The organism is Aeromonas sp. 604443 (assembly GCF_049170315.1).
In the GTDB taxonomy this organism is placed as follows: Bacteria; Pseudomonadota; Gammaproteobacteria; order Enterobacterales; family Aeromonadaceae; genus Aeromonas; species Aeromonas veronii_A.
The window spans coordinates 128,796-145,281 of sequence record NZ_JAAKMI010000006.1 but is presented as its reverse complement, the minus strand read 5'-3'; the positions used below and the strand labels follow the sequence as shown (position 1 = coordinate 145,281).

Sequence of the window (16,486 nt, the reverse complement as noted above, 5' to 3'; positions counted from 1 at the left end):
TCTTTCATACAGATGTGAGTTATGGATCAGCAAGACCAAATCCGCCAGGATCAAGCCCATCTCGAGGCCGTGGTTGCCGAAGCCCTGGAGATAGCCAAAGGACTGGGCGCCTCGCTGGCCGAAGTCTCCATCAGCAAGCAGACCGGGTTGTCGGTGAACACCCGGGGTTGTGAACTAGAAAGCATTGAATTCAATAAGGATGGCGCCCTCGGCATCGCCGTCTATCGCGATGGTTGCAAGGGATCTTCCTCGACCACCGATCTGAGCAAACCCGCCATTCGTGCCGCCGTTGAAGCGGCCATCGAGATTGCCCGCCACACCTCGGCGGATGATTGCGCCGGTCTGGCGGACGCCGAGCTGCTGGCCTGGGATGCCCCCGACCTGCAACTGTGTCACCAAATCGAGCTGGATCCCCGGCGCGGCATCGATCTGGCCATCGAGTGCGAACGACTCGCTCTGGGTCGCGATGTCCGTATCAAGCACTCCGACGGTGCCGGTTTCTCCAGCCATCTTGGCATCAAGGTCTATGGTAACAGCCACGGCTTCGTCAAAGGCTACGCGGCGTCGCGTAACTCCCTTAGCTGCGTGCTGATCGGCGAGCAGGATGGCGACATGCAGCGGGATTACGGCTACTCCTCCAGCCGTTCCCTCGACGGGCTCTGGAGCGCGCAGCGCATCGCCGACGAGGCGGTGGAGCGTACCGTCTCCCGTCTCGGCGCCCGCAAGATTTCTACCCGCCATGCCCCTGTGCTGTTCCACCCCGATACTGCCTCCGGCCTGTGGGGCCATCTGGTGATGGCCATCAGCGGTGGCAACCTCTATCGCAAGTCGAGCTTCCTGCTCGACAAATTGGGCAAGCAGATCCTGCCAGAGTGGCTCACCATTCAGGAGTTCCCCCACCTGCTGGGGGGGCTCGCCAGTACCCCGTTCGATGGCGAAGGGGTGCGTACCCGCGACATGGATATCATCCGTAACGGCGAGCTGATGAGCTGGCTGCTTACCTCCTACTCCGCTCGCAAGCTGGGGCTGACCACTACGGGTCATGCCGGTGGCATCCACAACTGGCAGGTCTCCAATACCGGCCAGGATTTTCAGGGCATGCTGAAAGAGATGGGTACCGGTCTGCTGGTGACCGAGCTGATGGGGCAGGGGGTCAATATCGTCAATGGCGACTACTCCCGCGGCGCTGCCGGTTTCTGGGTCGAGAATGGCGAAATAGCCTATCCGGTCGAGGAGATCACCATCGCCGGCAATCTGGCCGAGATGTTCAGTCATATCGTGGCGGTGGGTAGTGACGAGGATGAGCGCTCCAGTCTCAAGACCGGCTCGGTGCTGGTAGAGAATATGAAGCTGGCGGGTCACTGATCGCCGCTGCAGCGAGATCGATATCCATAAAAAGAGGGCCGCAATCGCGGCCCTCTGTCTTATTTGCCTGGCGGATTAACCGGCCTTGACGCTGCGGCGACGCTGCAGCCAGACGATCGCCCCGAACAGCAGGAAGCCCGGGATCCACATCCACTCCTTGGTCCAGCGCTCGGTCGGCGCCTTGACGGTGAGGATCTCTTGATCGAACTCCAGTCCCATGGTGGCGGCCGGGCTGCCAAAGGCGACGTTGTCGATCAGCGTCTTGCCATCCTGCTCATAGAGGCTCAGCCCCAGATTGGCCAGCCGCTCTTCGCCATTTGCCCCATCCGGTACGGCGACCAGCAGGGTGAACTTGCGTGGCTTGCCCACCGCATCTTCACCGAGGATCCGCAGCCGCAGGGTGCTCTCCGCCTCCACTTCACCCATGGTCTGGGCCAGCTGGGCAGGCGGGGTCTCGCGATAGGGGTCGTGCACCATGTCCATCCAGAAACCCGGGCGGAACAGGGTAAAGGCGACCAGCAACAGCAGCACGCTCTCGTACCAGCGGCTCTTCACCAGGAACCAGCCCTGAGTGGCGGCGGCGAAGATCAGCATGGCGATGGTCGCCACGATGAAGATCAGCACCCCGTGGGCGAAGTCCACGTCGATCAGCAGCAGGTCGGTGTTGAAGATAAACAGGAACGGCAGCGCCGCGGTACGCAGGCTGTAGTAAAACGCCGTGATCCCGGTCTTGATGGGGTCGCCCTTGGAGACAGCTGCTGCCGCGAAGGAGGCCAGCCCCACCGGCGGCGTCACATCCGCCATGATGCCGAAGTAGAAGACGAACAGGTGCACCGCGATCAGCGGCACGATCAGCCCGTTTTGCTGCCCCAGCGTCACCACCACCGGTGCCAGCAGGCTGGACACCACGATGTAGTTGGCGGTGGTGGGCAGCCCCATGCCGAGGATCAGGCTCAGCAGGGCGGTCAGCAGCAGCATCAGCAGCAGGTTGCCCATGGAGAGGAACTCCACCAGATCCGCCAGCACCAGACCGACCCCGGTCTGGGAGACCGCACCCACGATAATCCCCGCGGTGGCGGTGGCAATGCCGATACCGATCATGTTGCGGGCACCGGCAACCAGCCCTTCCCGCAGATCCACCACGCCGTCAGCGACGGTACCGTAGTCGTGCTTGCCGTCCTTGCGCAGCCAGTTGAGCAGCGGGCGCTGGGTCAGCAGGATGATCACCAGCATCACGGTACCCCAGAAGGCCGACAGCCCCGGCGAGAGGCGTTCCACCATCAGGCACCACACCAGTACTACCACCGGCAGCAGGAAGTGCAGGCCGGAGAGCAGCACGGCGCGGGTGTTGGGCAACTCGGTGAGCGGCTTGTCGGGATCTTCGGCAGGCAGGGGTTCATTGCTGGCGGCGATCTTCAACAGAGCCACATAGGTGGCAGCCAGCAGTACCGAGATCCCCGGCAGGGCGTAGTCACCCAGAGCAGGTTTGAGCCAGCCGAGGCCATAGTAGACCGCCAGTGACAGGCCGCTGATGAGGGCCGCGCCAAAGGCAAAACCGGTCAGGCGACGCAGCCAGGGTTTGGGTTGATGGTTGCCGATGGGCTGCATGCCCAGTTTCAGCGCCTCCAGATGGACGATGTAGAGCAGCGCTATGTAGGAGATGGTGGCAGGCAGGAAGGCGTGCTTGATGATCTCCACATAGGGGATGCCCACGTATTCGACCATCAGGAAAGCCGCAGCCCCCATCACGGGTGGCATGATCTGGCCGTTGACCGAGGAGGCTACTTCCACCGCCCCCGCTTTCTCTGAACTGAAGCCCACCTTCTTCATCATCGGGATGGTGAAGGTACCGGTGGTCACCACGTTGGCAATCGACGAGCCGGAAATCAGACCGGTCAGGCCGGAGGCGACCACTGCCGCCTTGGCGGGGCCGCCGCGCAGGTGGCCGAGCAGGCTGAAGGCGAGCTGGATAAAGTAGTGACCGGCACCGGCCCGTTCCAGCAGGGCGCCGAACAGCACGAACAGGAACACGAAGCTGGTGGAGACGCCAAGGGCAATGCCAAACACCCCTTCGGTGGTGATCCACTGGTGGTTGGCCAGCGCGGTGAAACCTACCCCGCGGTGTGCCAGCAGTCCCGGCATCCAGGGGCCCGCCAGACTGTAGATCAGAAAGACGATGGCGATGACCGCCAGTGCCGGCCCCAGGGCGCGGCGCGCCGCTTCCAGCAGCAGCGGAATGCCGATGCAGGCGGTCACCAGATCGGCGGTGGTGAGGGTGCCGGGACGCAGCGCCAGTGCTTCATACATCACGAACAGGTAAGAGGCGGCGCCAGCAGCGATCAGACCGAGGGCGATATCGCCGAGGGGAACCCGATCCCGCGGCGAGGAGCGAAATGCCGGGAACACCAGAAAAGCCAGCAACAGGGCGAAGGTGAGGTGAATGGAGCGGGTTTCGGTGTCATTGAGTACGCCAAACCCCACCATGAAGGGGAGTGGCGAGGCGATCCAGAGCTGGAACAGGGACCAGGCCAGCGCCAGCGCGGTGATGAGCCAGCCCATGATGCCCAGCGGCAGGCGAGCGCCCACATCCTGGGCGATCAGTTCCTCGGTAGAGAGTTGTTTATCTTGCATAGGGTTAACTTGTGCCAACGAGTACAACAAGAGCGACACCCGCCCCCGCAATCAGGCGGCGGACGGGTGTCGAAGAGAGTGACAAAGGCCCCGGGGCCTTCAATCAGATCCAGCCGCGCTCTTTGTAGTAGCGGGCAGCCCCTTCATGCAGCGGTGCAGAGAGACCCACCTTGATCATGTCGGCCTCTTTCAGGTCGGCAAAGGCAGGGTGCAGGCGCTTGAAGCGATCCAGGTTGTCGAACACCGACTTGACCAGCTGATAGACCACTTCCGGATCGGTTTTGGCGCTGGTGGAGAGCACCGCTTTGCCACCGATGGAGGGGGTCGGCTTGTCGCTGCCCTTGTAGATGCCGCCCGGGATCTCGGCCTTGCTGTAGTAGCTCTTCTCGGCCAGCAGCTTGTCGATGTCGGCGCCGGTCACAGGTACCAGTACTGCATCTGTGGTGGTGGAAGCTTCCTGAATGGCGCCGTTCGGGTGACCGACGAAGTAGCTCATGGCGTCGATGTTGTTGTCACCGAGGGCGGAGGCCTGTTCGGCCGGCTTCAGCTCGGAGACCAGACCGAAGTCACCCTTCTTCCAGCCTTTGACCGCCATGATCTCTTCCATGGTGTCACGCTGGCCGGAGCCCGGGTTGCCGATGTTGACGCGCTTGCCTTTCAGGTCGTCGAAGCTGGCGATCTTGGCATCGCGGCGAGCCAGGATGGTGAACACCTCGCTCTGCAGGGAGAAGACGGCGCGCATATCGTCCATGGCCCCTTCGGCCTGGAACGGTGGCAGCCCTTTCATCGCCTTGAACTGGTGGTCGGATTGCATGATGCCGAAGTTGAACTCACCGCTGCGGATGCCGTTGACGTTGGCAACACCACCGCCACTGGCTGGGGCGTTGCACTTGATCTGGTGATCGGCGGCGCCGCGATTGAGGAAGCGGCAGATGGACTGGCCAGCGACATAGTAGACGCCGGTCTGACCGCCGGTGCCTATGGTCACGAAGCGCTCCTGCGCTTGTACCGGACCACCGAATGAAACACCGACCAGAGCCGCCGACAGGGCGCATGCCAAAGTTAATCCTTTCATTTTTTCTCCCTTTTCTTTGATTTTGTTTATCCGATCCCCGGATAAATTGATGGCAATCCCGTTCTGCGCCGGGCTTGCCCGCTCTTCTCGTTGCGCGAAAGCGGGGGAGTTGATTGCCCCCTTTTCCGGCGGTCACCCTCATCCTGTGGTGAGGTTACCGACCTCCTGTCGGTCGAAGATAAATTGGCCCCTGAGGGGCCAAATAAAAAGTTGCAAGCACTCCGATTAAGCACATTCACCCAACATAAATCAAACGAAATGGCAAAATCACGGAGTTTAATCTTGAGAAACATGACCTTGATCATTCATTTTCTAGCCGAAGATTAATTTGATATGAAGGGAAATGGAAGAGGGAAAAACTAGGAGGGGATTCTTATGCGGCCCTTGTGTGACAAGGGCCGGGGTCATAATGGATCAGTTGGCCGGGGTGGCCAGATCCAGGATAAAGGCGTACTCCAGCGCGATATCTTCGTAGGCTTTGAAGCGGCCCGACTTGCCACCGTGGCCGGCGTCCATGTCGGTGTTCAGTAACAACTTGTTATCATCCGTCTTCAGCTCGCGCAGCTTGGCGACCCACTTGGCGGGCTCCCAATACTGCACTTGCGAGTCGTGCAGCCCGGTGGTGACCAGCAGGTTGGGGTAGGCTTGCGCCTTGACCTGATCGTAGGGGCTGTAGCTCTTCATGTAGTCGTAGTAGCGCTTCTGGTTCGGGTTGCCCCACTCGTCATACTCCCCGGTGGTGAGGGGAATGGACTCGTCCAGCATGGTGGTGACCACATCGACGAACGGCACCTGCGCCACCACGCCGCGATAGAGTTCGGGCGCCTGATTGATGACGGCCCCCATCAGCAGACCACCGGCGCTGCCGCCCATGGCGTAGACCTGATCCCTGGCGCCGTAGCCTTGCTCCACCAGCGCCTTGGTGACATCGATGAAGTCATTGAAGGTGTTCTGCTTTTTCAGCAACTTGCCATCTTCGTACCAGTGACGGCCCAGCTCCTCGCCACCCCGGATATGGGCGATGGCGTAGACGAAGCCGCGATCCAGCAGGCTCAGGCGCGAGCTGCTGAAGTCGGGATCCATGCTGGCGCCGTAGGAGCCGTAGCCATAGACCAGCAGCGGATTCTTGGGCGCATCGGCCTGCTCTTTCTTGAACTTGTCCTTGCGATAGACCAGCGACACCGGCACCGATACGCCGTCGCGGGCGGTTACCCAGAGCCGCTCGCTGGCGTACTGGTCGGCCTTGAAGCCGGCCACCGGCTGCTGCTTGAGCAGGGTGCGCTTGCCGCTCGCCATGTCCAGCTCATAGGTGGAGGCGGGGGTTGTCATGGAGGAGTAGCCATAGCGCAGGGCGCTGGTATCCGGCTCCGGGTTGTAGGCGAGCCAGGTGACATAGGCGGGATCATCGAAGGCGATCTCCTTCTGCTCACCGCTCTGCCAGTTGACCTGACGCAAGCGGGTCAGCCCCTTGTTGCGCTCTTCCAGTACCAGCCAATCCTTGAACAGGGCGTAGCTCTCCAGCAGCACGTCCGGATTGGGGGCGATCACCGCCTTCCAGCGATCGACCGGGCTCTCTTTGGTCTCGTAGAGGCCGAAGTTCTTGCCATCCTTGTTGGAGCGGACATAGAAGCGGCCGCGGTAGTGATCCAGGCTGTATTCGTGATCCACCTGACGGGGCAGGAACAGGCGGGGGGCGTGCTCCGGCTGGTTGGCATCGATCAGCCGTGCTTCGCCTGTGGTGGTGCTGGAGAGGGCGATGACGATGAAATCTTCCGAGGTGGTGGCGTAGAGGCTGATGTAGAAGGAGTCATCCTTCTCCTCGTAGACCAGCTTGTCCGTGGCCGGATCCGTCCCGAGCGTATGGCGATAGACCTGATAGGGCAGCAGGGTCTGCGGATGCTTGCGCACATAGAAGACGGTCTTGTTGTCGTTGGCCCACACCAGATTGCCGGAGGTATTTTCCAGTTTGTCGGTGGCCCACTGGCCACTCTCCAGGTCGAGGAACTGGATCTGGTACTGACGGCGGGAGAGGAAATCTTCCGCCACCGCCAGCCAGCGGTTGTTGCGGCTCACCTCAAGGGCGCCGAGGGCATAGAACTCGTGCCCTTCAGCCCGCAGGTTGCTGTCGAGCAGCAGGCTCGCCTGCTCTTCACCGAGCTTGGTGCGCGAATAGATCCCGTACTCCTTGCCCGGCTCATAGCGGGTCTGGTAGCGGTAGCCGTTCTTCACATAGGGCACCGACTCATCCTGCTGGGGGATGCGGGCGACCATCTCTTTGTAAAGCTGTTCGCGCAGGGGTTGGGTCGGCTTGAGCATGGCCTCGGTATAGGCGTTCTCGGCCTTGAGATAGTCCAACACCTCGGGCTTCTGCCGCTCGTCGTCACGCAGCCAGTAGTAGTTGTCGATGCGGGTATCCCCGTGTTTTTTCAGAGTGCGGGGATGTTTGGCGGCCACGGGCGGCTGGATTGGATGTTCGCTTGTCAGCATGGCGGGCTCTTCATTGGCATAAGTGGGGGGGAGAACTGTCAGAAAGGCTAGCAGCAGAACTCCTCGGGAAAAGGTAAACATGTCGCATCCTTGGCGCTGGAAAGGGTTGGTAGACCTGAGCATCGGCTCCATGAATTGGCGTTAAATCTGCCCCTTGTTGCCGGTGGTTGCAAGCAATCCCTTGTTATTGCAGGAAATGTAATCAAAAAAAGCCGCTATCTCGCGATAGCGGCCCTCTTTCTGGCCATGAGCGGCAAGAGTCCGCTCAGGTGTGCCTCACATGATATGGGAGTGCCCTCTCATGGCCAGTTTTCGTCAGCCTGGGTAGCTCGACCAGCGGTTGGTCGCGCCCTCGTTGCTGATACTCAGTACCTCATAGGGATGGCCCGGAATATCCATGCCCGGCGCACTCTGGGGCATGCCCGGAATGGTCAGGCCCCGGATCGCCGGTTTTTCCCTGAGCAGCTTCTGCACATCGGCGGCCGGTACATGCCCCTCGATCACATAGCCATTTACGATACCGGTATGGCAAGAGGCCAGTTCCGGCGCGATACCGTATTGCTGCTTCACTGCGCCGAGCTGTTCGGTTTCGATGACTTCCAGTTCGAAGCCATTCTGCTCCATGTGCTCGTTCCAGCTTTGGCAACAGCCACAATATTTGGATTTGTAGACGGTCATCTTCTCGGCCGCGAGAGCCGAAAAGCTGACGGTACCGGCCAGCATGGCCAGTAACAGGGGTTTGTACATCACTCACCTCAGATTGAAAGAAAAGATGCCCGATACGGGATGCGTTTCAGGTCCGGGTGCGTGGGGGACGTTCGAGCCGCTCGCACGGAGCGTCCGGCATAAAGAGAGAGGGGGAGGCGAAGTCGGGGGTATCCGGTTCCAGCACGGCGACCGTCAGGCTGTCGCTGCCTACCAGCGTCATCGAGAGGGCGGTGGTAAAGCTGCCGCAGGGCATTGCTTTTTCCAGGGTTCGCTCGCTCTGGCTGCAGTGGGTGGTCAGGGTACAGAGGTCGGTTGCGGCCCGACTGCCAAACGACATCAACACCAGCACCAGACTCCACAAGGGGAGCCAGCGACGGGCGTGAGCGAGTTGGCGACGGGTGAGAACCATGGAATGACTCGAAAATAACAAGGGGCACATGGTAACCCTGTGCCCCGGGGGAGGGTCAAGCCCTCCCCATAGAGTCAGTCAGCCAGGATTAAGGTTGCTGACGGGTCGCCGCCAGCACGATCTCGCGCACGCAGACGTTGGCAGGCTGGTTCCAGGCGTAGAGCACGGCATCGGCGATCACTTCCGGTGCAATGACGCCGCCCATCTGATCTTTCCAGTCGTGGTAACCGGCCTTGATGCTCTCGTCAGTGGTGTGGCTGAGCAGCTCGGTCTCGACCGCACCCGGGGCAATGGTCACCATACGCACGCCGACATCGGCCACCTCTTCGCGGATGTTCTCGGTCAGGGCGTGCACGGCGAACTTGGTGGCGCAGTAGGCAGCATGGTTCGGGAAGGTCTTGCGACCGGCGATGGAGCTGATGTTGATGATGGTGCCGCTGCGGCGCTCCTTCATGCCTGCCAGCACTGCGTGGACGCCGTTCAGCACCCCCATCACGTTGATGTTGAGCATCTGCTGCCATTCGGCGGGATCCTGCACATCTGCCTGACCCAGCAGCATGACGCCGGCGTTGTTGACCATGCAGCCGACCGGGCCAAATTTGGCTTCTGCCTGCTGGACTGCGGCCTTCATGGCGGCGGTGTCGGTCACATCGACCCCGATGCAGAGGGTATCGGGCAGGTTCAGCGCCTGCATCGGCTCGACCCGGCGGGCCAGCAGCAGCAGCGGATGACCGGCGGCAGAGAAGGCACGGGCGATGGCGGCACCGATCCCGGCGGAGGCGCCGGTGATCACGACGAGAGATTTGGACATGGGTCTTTCCTTCTGATTCAAGAGTCGGTTTGAGCAAACAGGTGGCTGGCCAGCACGGAACCCAATCACTATAGTCACTGTATCTATAAGTGATAAATATTGTTTTCCGCTGGTTATCATCTGAAAAAACTATGGTTGGTTTATGCTGGACTTGAGATTGCTGCGTTTCTTCATCGCCATCTATGAAGAGAAGAACATCACGGCGGCGGCCGAGCGCTGCCACGTCAGCCAGCCCTCCCTCTCGGCGGGACTGCGCCAGCTGGAAGAGGCGCTCGGTGACAGCCTGTTTGTCCGGGGCAAGAAAGGGGTGGTGGCGAAAGATCCGGCCCACTATCTCTATCCTCACGCAGTCAAGCTGGTGGAGGAGGCGCGCCGTCTGCCGGAGCTGTTTCGCCAGAAAGCGACGCGTGCGAGGCTCAATATCGCCATCATGCCGGACTTGAGTCGCCGCCGGGTGGCCGGGCTGCTGCAGCAAGTACAGCGCGTGCTGCCGCAGCTGGATCTCACCCTCTCCGACTACGCTACGCCCGCCGATTGCCGCTTGACGCTGGATGTCCTGCGCCGGGAGGACGAGATCTTTCTGCCGCTGTGGGAGGAGGATTACGTGCTCTGCGTGCCGGTCGATCATCCCCTGGCCAGTCGCGAAAGGATCGAGTTGGCCGAGCTGCAACATTATGATTTTATTGAGTGCCCGCCCTGCGAAGCCCATCAGCAGACTATCGGCCTGCTGGCCTGTGACCGGCTTACCCTCAATCTGGTGGCCAAGGCCGAGAGCAAGGGGCTGGTGATGGCGCTGGTGCTGGCGGGGGTCGGCATCAGTTTTCTGCCGGACGGGCTGGTCGAGGATGAGGCGGGGCTCTGTACCCTGCCGGTGAGCGGGCCGCGGATGTTTCGCCGGATCGGGCTCTGCTATCCCGCCCACCAGACCCTCAATCCGGCGCTGCGGGAGCTGATCCCCGAGTTGGCAGGTTATGGCGCTTCCTGATAAGGTCGCTTTCCTGTGCACCTTTACGATGCAGCTCCCCAGACTCCCCTTTTCTGTTTACCGTGCCTTGCACTGCAAGGCTTTGTTCGGGTGATGTGGTCATGAAACGCATTCTGGTAATTTTTTCCCATCCCGCTCTGCAGAGCTCGCGGGCCAACAAGCAGCTGTTGCAGGCGATTGAGGGGCTGGAGGGGGTCACGGTTCACGACCTCTATCAGCACTATCCCGACATGTTCATCGATGTGAAGCGGGAGCAGGCGCTGCTCTGTGAGCACGATATCATCGTCTTCCAGCACCCGTTTTACTGGTACTCCTGTCCGGCCATCATGAAGGAGTGGATGGATCTGGTGCTGGAGTATGGCTACGCCTACGGCCCCGAAGCCCACGCCCTCAAGGGCAAGCAGTGGCTGAGCGCCATCACCACCGGCGGGGCGCCGGAGTCCTACTGCAGCGAGGGTTACAACAGCCGACCGCTGCTCGATTTTCTGCTGCCATTTCAGCAGGCTGCCACCTTGTGCGGCATGAACTGGCTGCCCCCCTTCGTGCTCCACTCCTTTCACAAGATCAAGGATCCCGCCGCCCTGCGCCGCTGTGGACAGGATTACCGCCAGCTGCTTTGCGCCTTGCGTGACGATCAGCTGACTCCAGAGCAACTGGCCGGGCGCCCTTATCTGCGCGACTTGCTGGAGGTGCTCTGATGAAACACGGACAGCTTGTTGGCCGAGCTTATGAGCCGGATCTGATGTTCACACGGAGGGCTGACTGATGGGCCACGGGATCCTGTTTGATGCCTTTATCTATCTCTCTGCCGCCGTCATCGCGGTGCCGCTGGCCAAGCGCTGGGGGCTCGGTTCGGTGCTTGGCTACCTGCTGGCGGGGATCATCATAGGCCCCTTTCTGCTGGGGTTGGTGGGGGAGCAGAAGGATGTGATGCACTTCGCCGAGTTTGGCGTGGTGCTGATGCTGTTTCTGGTCGGTCTTGAATTGCGTCCGGCCCTCTTGTGGCAGTTGAAGGGGCCGATCCTCGGCACCGGCGGCCTGCAGGTGCTGCTCACCACGGCGGCACTGACCGGCGTGGCGCACCTGATTGGTCTGCCGCTGCAACAGGGGCTGGCCATCGGCCTCATTCTGGCGCTCTCCTCCACCGCCATCGTGTTGCAGAGCCTGCAGGAGCGCAAGCTGATGCAGAGCGAGAGCGGTCGCTCCGCCTTTGCGGTGCTGCTGTTTCAGGATATTGCGGTCATTCCGATCCTGGCGATCCTGCCGCTGTTGGCCATGGCGCCGGTCGCTAGCAATGGTGGCTCCGAGCTGGCGGGTTGGCAGCATGGTCTGCTGGTGGTCGCGGCCATCTCCGGCATCGTGCTGGGTGGCCACTATCTGATGCGGCCGGTGTTTCGTGCCATCGCCCAGTCCCATATGCGGGAGATCTTCGTCGCCGCCGCCCTGCTGCTGGTGATCGCTATCGCTGTGCTGATGGAGTCGGTGGGGCTTTCGCCTGCACTTGGCTCCTTCCTCGCCGGTGTGGTGCTGGCCGACAGCGAATATCGTCATGAGCTGGAGGCAGACATTGAGCCGTTCAAGGGCTTGCTGCTCGGCCTGTTCTTTATGTCGGTGGGGGCGGGGATCGACTTCGGGCTGTTTGCCGAGCACCCCTTCCTGATACCCACTCTGGTGGTTGGCCTGATGGTGCTCAAATGGCTGGTGCTGATGGCGCTCGGCTTCATTATCCGCATCTCGCCGAGCCAGCGCTGGACCTTCGCGCTGGCGCTCGCACAGGGGGGCGAGTTTGCCTTCGTGCTCTTTTCGTTTGCCGCGCAAAACAGGGTGCTGCCCGGTGAGACCATCTCGCTGCTGACGCTGGTGGTAGCGCTCTCGATGGCGCTCACCCCACTGCTGCTGATCCTCAATGATCGGGTGATCCAGCCCTGGTTCGATTACCGTAACCAGAGCGATGCGCCGCAGCATGAGCAACCTGAGCTGGTGGAGCATCCGGTGATCATCGCGGGCTTCGGCCGCTTCGGTCAGATCGTGGGGCGTCTGCTGCATGGTCACGGCATCGGCACCACCATCCTCGAGCAGGATGCCAGCCAGATAGAGACCCTGCGCAAGTACGGCTATCAGGTCTTCTATGGCGATGCCAGCCGGATCGACCTGCTCCATGCCGCCGGGGCGCACAAGGCGAAGCTGCTGGTGCTCTCCATCAACGATCCGGCTACCTCGCTGGCGGTGATCGAGATGGTGCAGAAGCACTTCCCGCACCTGAAGATCCTGGCGCGAGCGCTGGATCGACCCCATGCCCACGAGATCCTGCGCCACGGGGTCGAGAGCGTACACCGGGAAACCCTGGGCTCGGCGGTCGATCTGGGGGTGGAAGCCCTGACCCAGCTCGGTTTTCGTGCCAACCAGGCCTGGCGGGCGGGGCAGACCTTCAAGCAGCACGATAACTGGCTGTTGCGCGAGCAGGTCAACTATCTGGACGACGAGCACACTTATATCAACAAGAGCCTGCAATACCGGGAGATCCTCTCCGATCTGTTGCAAGACGACGAGGAGGGGCAGGAGCGTATCCATGCCCATAACTGGAACAGCGGGTTACCCGACGACGACAAGGAAGCAAAATGATTGCCTATTACCCCATGTTTAAACACCTGCATATGACGCTGGCGCTGGTCAGTCTGCTGCTCTTTATCTATCGCTGGAGTCTGGCGCTGGCCGGCAGCGATCGGTTGCAGCAGAAGTGGCTGAAGATCCTGCCGCATATCAACGACACCTTCCTGCTGCTGTTTGGTGTGTTGCTGGCGGTGGCCTTGCAGTTGAGCCCGGGTCAACAACCCTGGCTGATGGCCAAGCTGATTGCACTGGTGCTCTATATCGGTCTGGGTGTCATGGCGCTCAAGCGCCCGGCCCGCGGTCAGAAGCTGGTGGCCGGTGTGGCGGCACTGGCGGTGTTTGGCTACATGGTCGGTGCGGCCATCACCAAGTCAGCCTGGTCGTGGCTGACGTGATTTGGCTGGGAGGGAGGATTGCCTCCCTCCGGCTATCTCAAAAGAATAGATTCAGAAAAATCCTACGCCCCTCTATGTTAGCCTGCCTCTCCACTTAGTTTTCTTCGATACGCTTAGCTTGTCTGAAAACGTCAAGTTAGCTGTGTTTATCCATATTTTTTCTTATAAATCATATATATACGTAGTTTTGTATGAAAATGGCGACAGTTGTCGCTACAAAACTTACGACATATACTGTCGCAAGTTGCGACTAGCATACAGTCAACGCTAAACCAGTGAAGGCATGCACCATGAGTAAGAAGCTGTTACGACAACTGACCTTGGCGCGTTGCATCCCGCACCGCCCTTACAAGCTGACCGCCAGCCAACTTCAGGTAAAACTGGAAGAGGAAGGCATCCATGTCAGTCTGCGTACCGTGCAACGGGACCTGGAGGAGATGTCCGGCATGGGACTGTTCGACCTCACCTCGGACGAGCGCAGCAAACCCCATGGCTGGTGCTTCGAGCGCCACGGCCTCAACGACTTTGCCAATATCATGCCGCTCTCGCTGGCGGTGGCCCTGAAAACCTGGAGTGATCAGGCGAGCCAACTGTTGCCGGCGAGTGTACTGACTGAATTGAATCCGCTGGTCGACAAGGCGAGCCAGGTGATCCGCGACAGCCAGAGTGAACTGGCCGAACGCTGGCTGGAGAGTGTCCACCAGTCACCGCGCCCGTTTGCCGGCAACCCGGAGATCCGTCGCAGCACCCTGATCCGCGATGCGCTCTGGCGTGGTCGCAAGTTCAGTGCCGAGATCCAGCGCGTGATCAAAGAGCGCACCGTGTGGCTCTGCTACGACCGTATCAACCCGCTCGGCATTCTCAATCAGCCGGACGGGCCGATCCTGCTCTGCACACTATCCGAGCTGGATCCCAAGGTTTACGGCATCCCGTTTGACCATATCAAGAACGTGGAGCTGACCAACTTCAGCGCCACCCAGCCGAAGGATTTCAATATCCAGAAGCTGATCCGCGATCAGGGCTATCAGGATGTGAGCGGCCCGATCCGCTTCGTCGGCCGGATCGATGCCAACAGCCAGTCGCTGGTGGATAACCAGATCCCCGGCAACAATCCGCGCATGACCCGCTATGACAAGCGCAGCGTGGTGGTGGAGACCGAAGTGCAGGACACCCCGGAGTTTCGCAGCTGGTTGAACAACATCGGCGGTGAACTGGAGGTGCTGGCACCGGAATCGTTGCGCAAGGCCTATCTCAATCCGGCCAACCGCTTGAGCTGATTAAAAAATTGGAATGTTGAAGAGTCGAGCCTGGTCTCGGCTCTTTTTTTGCGGTTTTTTTAAGCATATTTATTCAACTAATTTTTAAGTCTTAACGTCAGGATTGAACCGTTTTCCTGCCCCGTTTTTGGGGGCGAAACCCGTGTAAGAGATCTGCCATAGCGACTGTAAGAGGCTGGCGCTTTGAGCCGTACGCGAAGCCATGCCAGAATGATCGAACTTTCCCGTGAAACTAAATAAATAACTGATATTAAAGGGTTAGTTTTTAAGTTTGTTTTTTGGGATGAGAGCTGCATCGGATCTTTATCATCGGATGGCCCTTGTTCGGGGGGCGCATTTCCTTAGTATGGGTCTCACAAGGACGGAGCTGGTCCGGCAGGATGCAGGGCAGCGCATAAAGATGGAATATTCCGCAGGATGTGGACAAGGAACACCGCGGGATGCGGCAGGACACTCTCGGGATGGGAGTAGAACGAACGGAACCTCGTTCTTCAGGATGAACAGGACCTCGCCGGATGCGAGAGGAATACTTCAGGATGAAGTGAGATAACCCGGATGGTTATCTGTCAGGAAGACGCAAGGAACCCCACAGGACGTGGTAATGGACACCTCCAGGATGGAGACAGGGAAGCAGTTCAGGATGAATTGCCAGGCCAGGAACGCCGCAGGACACGCCAACGGATTGGAAAGGGGATATTCCAAAGGATTAGGATAACGTCAGGGATTGCAGGGAGCATTGCAGTTCTACGGACAGGACGACACGACTCTAGGGGACGGCTACCGCCGTCCCCTTTTCTTTTATGGTTTGTCCGAGAGATTGCCGCGCTGGGCGGCGTTGACGATCTCTTGCAGGCGCTGACGAATGTCGACCATGCCAAACACGCCAAATATCAGCACAGTGACAAACTCGGCCTTGGTGACAGCGAAGTAGCGTTTGCAAGCTGCCTTGATCATGCTGGCCTGCAGCCAGTGCAGCAGGGCGACGATCACGCCGCAGACCGGCAGAAAGCCGTTGAGTTTGCCGGGCAGCGGGGCAATCAGGCTCATCAGCACACCAAACCAGAAGAACAATATCAGCCCCATCGCCAACAGATTAAAGACTCGCTTCATTGTTTACCTCCCTTAGATAGAGTTGATAGCAGACCTGACCGGCTTGTTTGTCCTTGAGTAGTTGCCAGCTGGCGGGCAGCGCCAGATCGGCCATCTCCTTCTCCCGCTCCAGATAGATGAGGGCGTCCGCTGCCAGCCAGCCGCGCTGCTCCAGCAGTTCGCACACTTGCGGCAGCAGCTCGCGGCGAAACGGCGGATCGAGGAACACCAGATCAAACGGCGTGGCCGGGCCTTGCAGCCAGCTCACTGCATCTGACTGGATCACCTGACCCTGACTGCTGCCGAGAGCGGTCAGGTTCTTCTTGATCTGGTCGGCGGCCCCTTTGTCCATTTCGATCAGGGTCACCTGCTCGGCATAGCGCGACAGCGCCTCCAGTCCGAGTCCGCCGCTGCCGGCAAACAGATCCAGGCAGCGGGTGCCGCGAATATGGGGGGCCAGCCAGTTGAAGATGGTTTCCTTGACGCGATCCGTGGTGGGTCTGAGCCCCTCCACATCCTTGACCGGCAATTTGCGGCCTCGCCACTGGCCGCTGATGATTCTTACAAAGCCCGATTTTCCTTGCGGGGCAGGACTCTTGCTCGGGTTGCTACGGCTGGATTTCACTCTGGGCATCGCGTTTCAT

Annotated in this window: 14 protein-coding genes; 6 read left to right on the top strand and 8 right to left on the bottom strand. The window is 60.1% G+C overall.

Translation table 11 applies throughout. From position 1 onward, the window contains the following. The first annotated feature begins 21 nt into the window (after window positions 1-21). Window positions 22-1,365 (top strand): metalloprotease PmbA, encoded by a 1,344-nt coding sequence (gene pmbA / locus G5380_RS10975; protein ID WP_421352737.1) that lies wholly within the window; start codon window positions 22-24, stop codon window positions 1,363-1,365. 75 nt (window positions 1,366-1,440) lie between these two features. Here pmbA and G5380_RS10970 read toward each other — a convergent pair whose 3' ends face one another. The 6 genes from G5380_RS10970 to G5380_RS10945 form a co-directional block, all read right to left on the bottom strand. Continuing rightward, window positions 1,441-3,996 (bottom strand): TRAP transporter permease, encoded by a 2,556-nt coding sequence (locus G5380_RS10970; protein ID WP_139747997.1) that lies wholly within the window; start codon window positions 3,994-3,996, stop codon window positions 1,441-1,443. 103 nt (window positions 3,997-4,099) lie between these two features. Then, the gene (locus tag G5380_RS10965) at window positions 4,100-5,071 is read right to left on the bottom strand and encodes a TAXI family TRAP transporter solute-binding subunit (protein WP_204382487.1); all 972 of its coding nucleotides are present in this window, start codon (window positions 5,069-5,071) and stop codon (window positions 4,100-4,102) included. A gap of 414 nt (window positions 5,072-5,485) precedes the next feature. Further along, the gene (locus G5380_RS10960; protein ID WP_368194872.1) at window positions 5,486-7,639 is read right to left on the bottom strand and encodes a S9 family peptidase; all 2,154 of its coding nucleotides are present in this window, start codon (window positions 7,637-7,639) and stop codon (window positions 5,486-5,488) included. Window positions 7,640-7,873: 234 nt separating this feature from the next. Beyond that, window positions 7,874-8,305 (bottom strand): DUF411 domain-containing protein, encoded by a 432-nt coding sequence (locus G5380_RS10955; RefSeq protein WP_005339953.1) that lies wholly within the window; start codon window positions 8,303-8,305, stop codon window positions 7,874-7,876. A 46-nt stretch (window positions 8,306-8,351) separates the two neighbouring features. Further along, on the bottom strand, window positions 8,352-8,675 hold the full coding sequence (locus G5380_RS10950; RefSeq protein ID WP_204420131.1) for a hypothetical protein: 324 nt from the start codon (window positions 8,673-8,675) through the stop codon (window positions 8,352-8,354). Between the two features lie 88 nt (window positions 8,676-8,763). Further along, window positions 8,764-9,486, bottom strand: coding sequence for an SDR family oxidoreductase (locus tag G5380_RS10945; protein WP_005348556.1), 723 nt, complete (start codon window positions 9,484-9,486; stop codon window positions 8,764-8,766). Between the two features lie 142 nt (window positions 9,487-9,628). Here G5380_RS10945 and G5380_RS10940 point away from each other — a divergent pair, with 142 nt between their 5' ends. The 5 genes from G5380_RS10940 (at window position 9,629) to G5380_RS10920 (ending at window position 14,753) form a co-directional block, all read left to right on the top strand. After that, entirely contained in the window at window positions 9,629-10,471 is an 843-nt protein-coding gene (locus tag G5380_RS10940; RefSeq protein ID WP_199416573.1) for a LysR family transcriptional regulator, read from the top strand. Window positions 10,472-10,572: 101 nt separating this feature from the next. Beyond that, window positions 10,573-11,169, top strand: a complete 597-nt coding sequence (locus tag G5380_RS10935; RefSeq protein WP_005339958.1) for an NAD(P)H-dependent oxidoreductase — start codon at window positions 10,573-10,575, stop codon at window positions 11,167-11,169. A gap of 67 nt (window positions 11,170-11,236) precedes the next feature. Beyond that, window positions 11,237-13,093 (top strand): monovalent cation:proton antiporter-2 (CPA2) family protein, encoded by a 1,857-nt coding sequence (locus G5380_RS10930; protein WP_128816427.1) that lies wholly within the window; start codon window positions 11,237-11,239, stop codon window positions 13,091-13,093. Then, the gene (locus G5380_RS10925; protein WP_421203295.1) at window positions 13,090-13,476 is read left to right on the top strand and encodes a SirB2 family protein; all 387 of its coding nucleotides are present in this window, start codon (window positions 13,090-13,092) and stop codon (window positions 13,474-13,476) included. The genes G5380_RS10930 and G5380_RS10925 overlap by 4 nt, the downstream gene beginning before the upstream one ends. A 290-nt stretch (window positions 13,477-13,766) precedes the next feature. Next, complete coding sequence (locus G5380_RS10920) at window positions 13,767-14,753, top strand: helix-turn-helix transcriptional regulator (protein ID WP_005339987.1); 987 nt, start codon at window positions 13,767-13,769, stop codon at window positions 14,751-14,753. 798 nt (window positions 14,754-15,551) lie between these two features. Here G5380_RS10920 and G5380_RS10915 read toward each other — a convergent pair. Together G5380_RS10915 and rsmD are read right to left on the bottom strand one after the other, a co-directional pair. Further along, window positions 15,552-15,863, bottom strand: coding sequence for a DUF1145 domain-containing protein (locus G5380_RS10915; RefSeq protein WP_042052536.1), 312 nt, complete (start codon window positions 15,861-15,863; stop codon window positions 15,552-15,554). Continuing rightward, window positions 15,847-16,476 carry a 16S rRNA (guanine(966)-N(2))-methyltransferase RsmD gene (gene rsmD, locus G5380_RS10910; protein WP_124930360.1) on the bottom strand — a complete coding sequence of 210 codons (630 nt, stop codon included), beginning with the start codon at window positions 16,474-16,476 and terminating at the stop codon, window positions 15,847-15,849. Before rsmD ends, G5380_RS10915 begins: the two co-directional genes overlap by 17 nt. Between the last annotated feature and the right edge of the window lie 10 nt (window positions 16,477-16,486).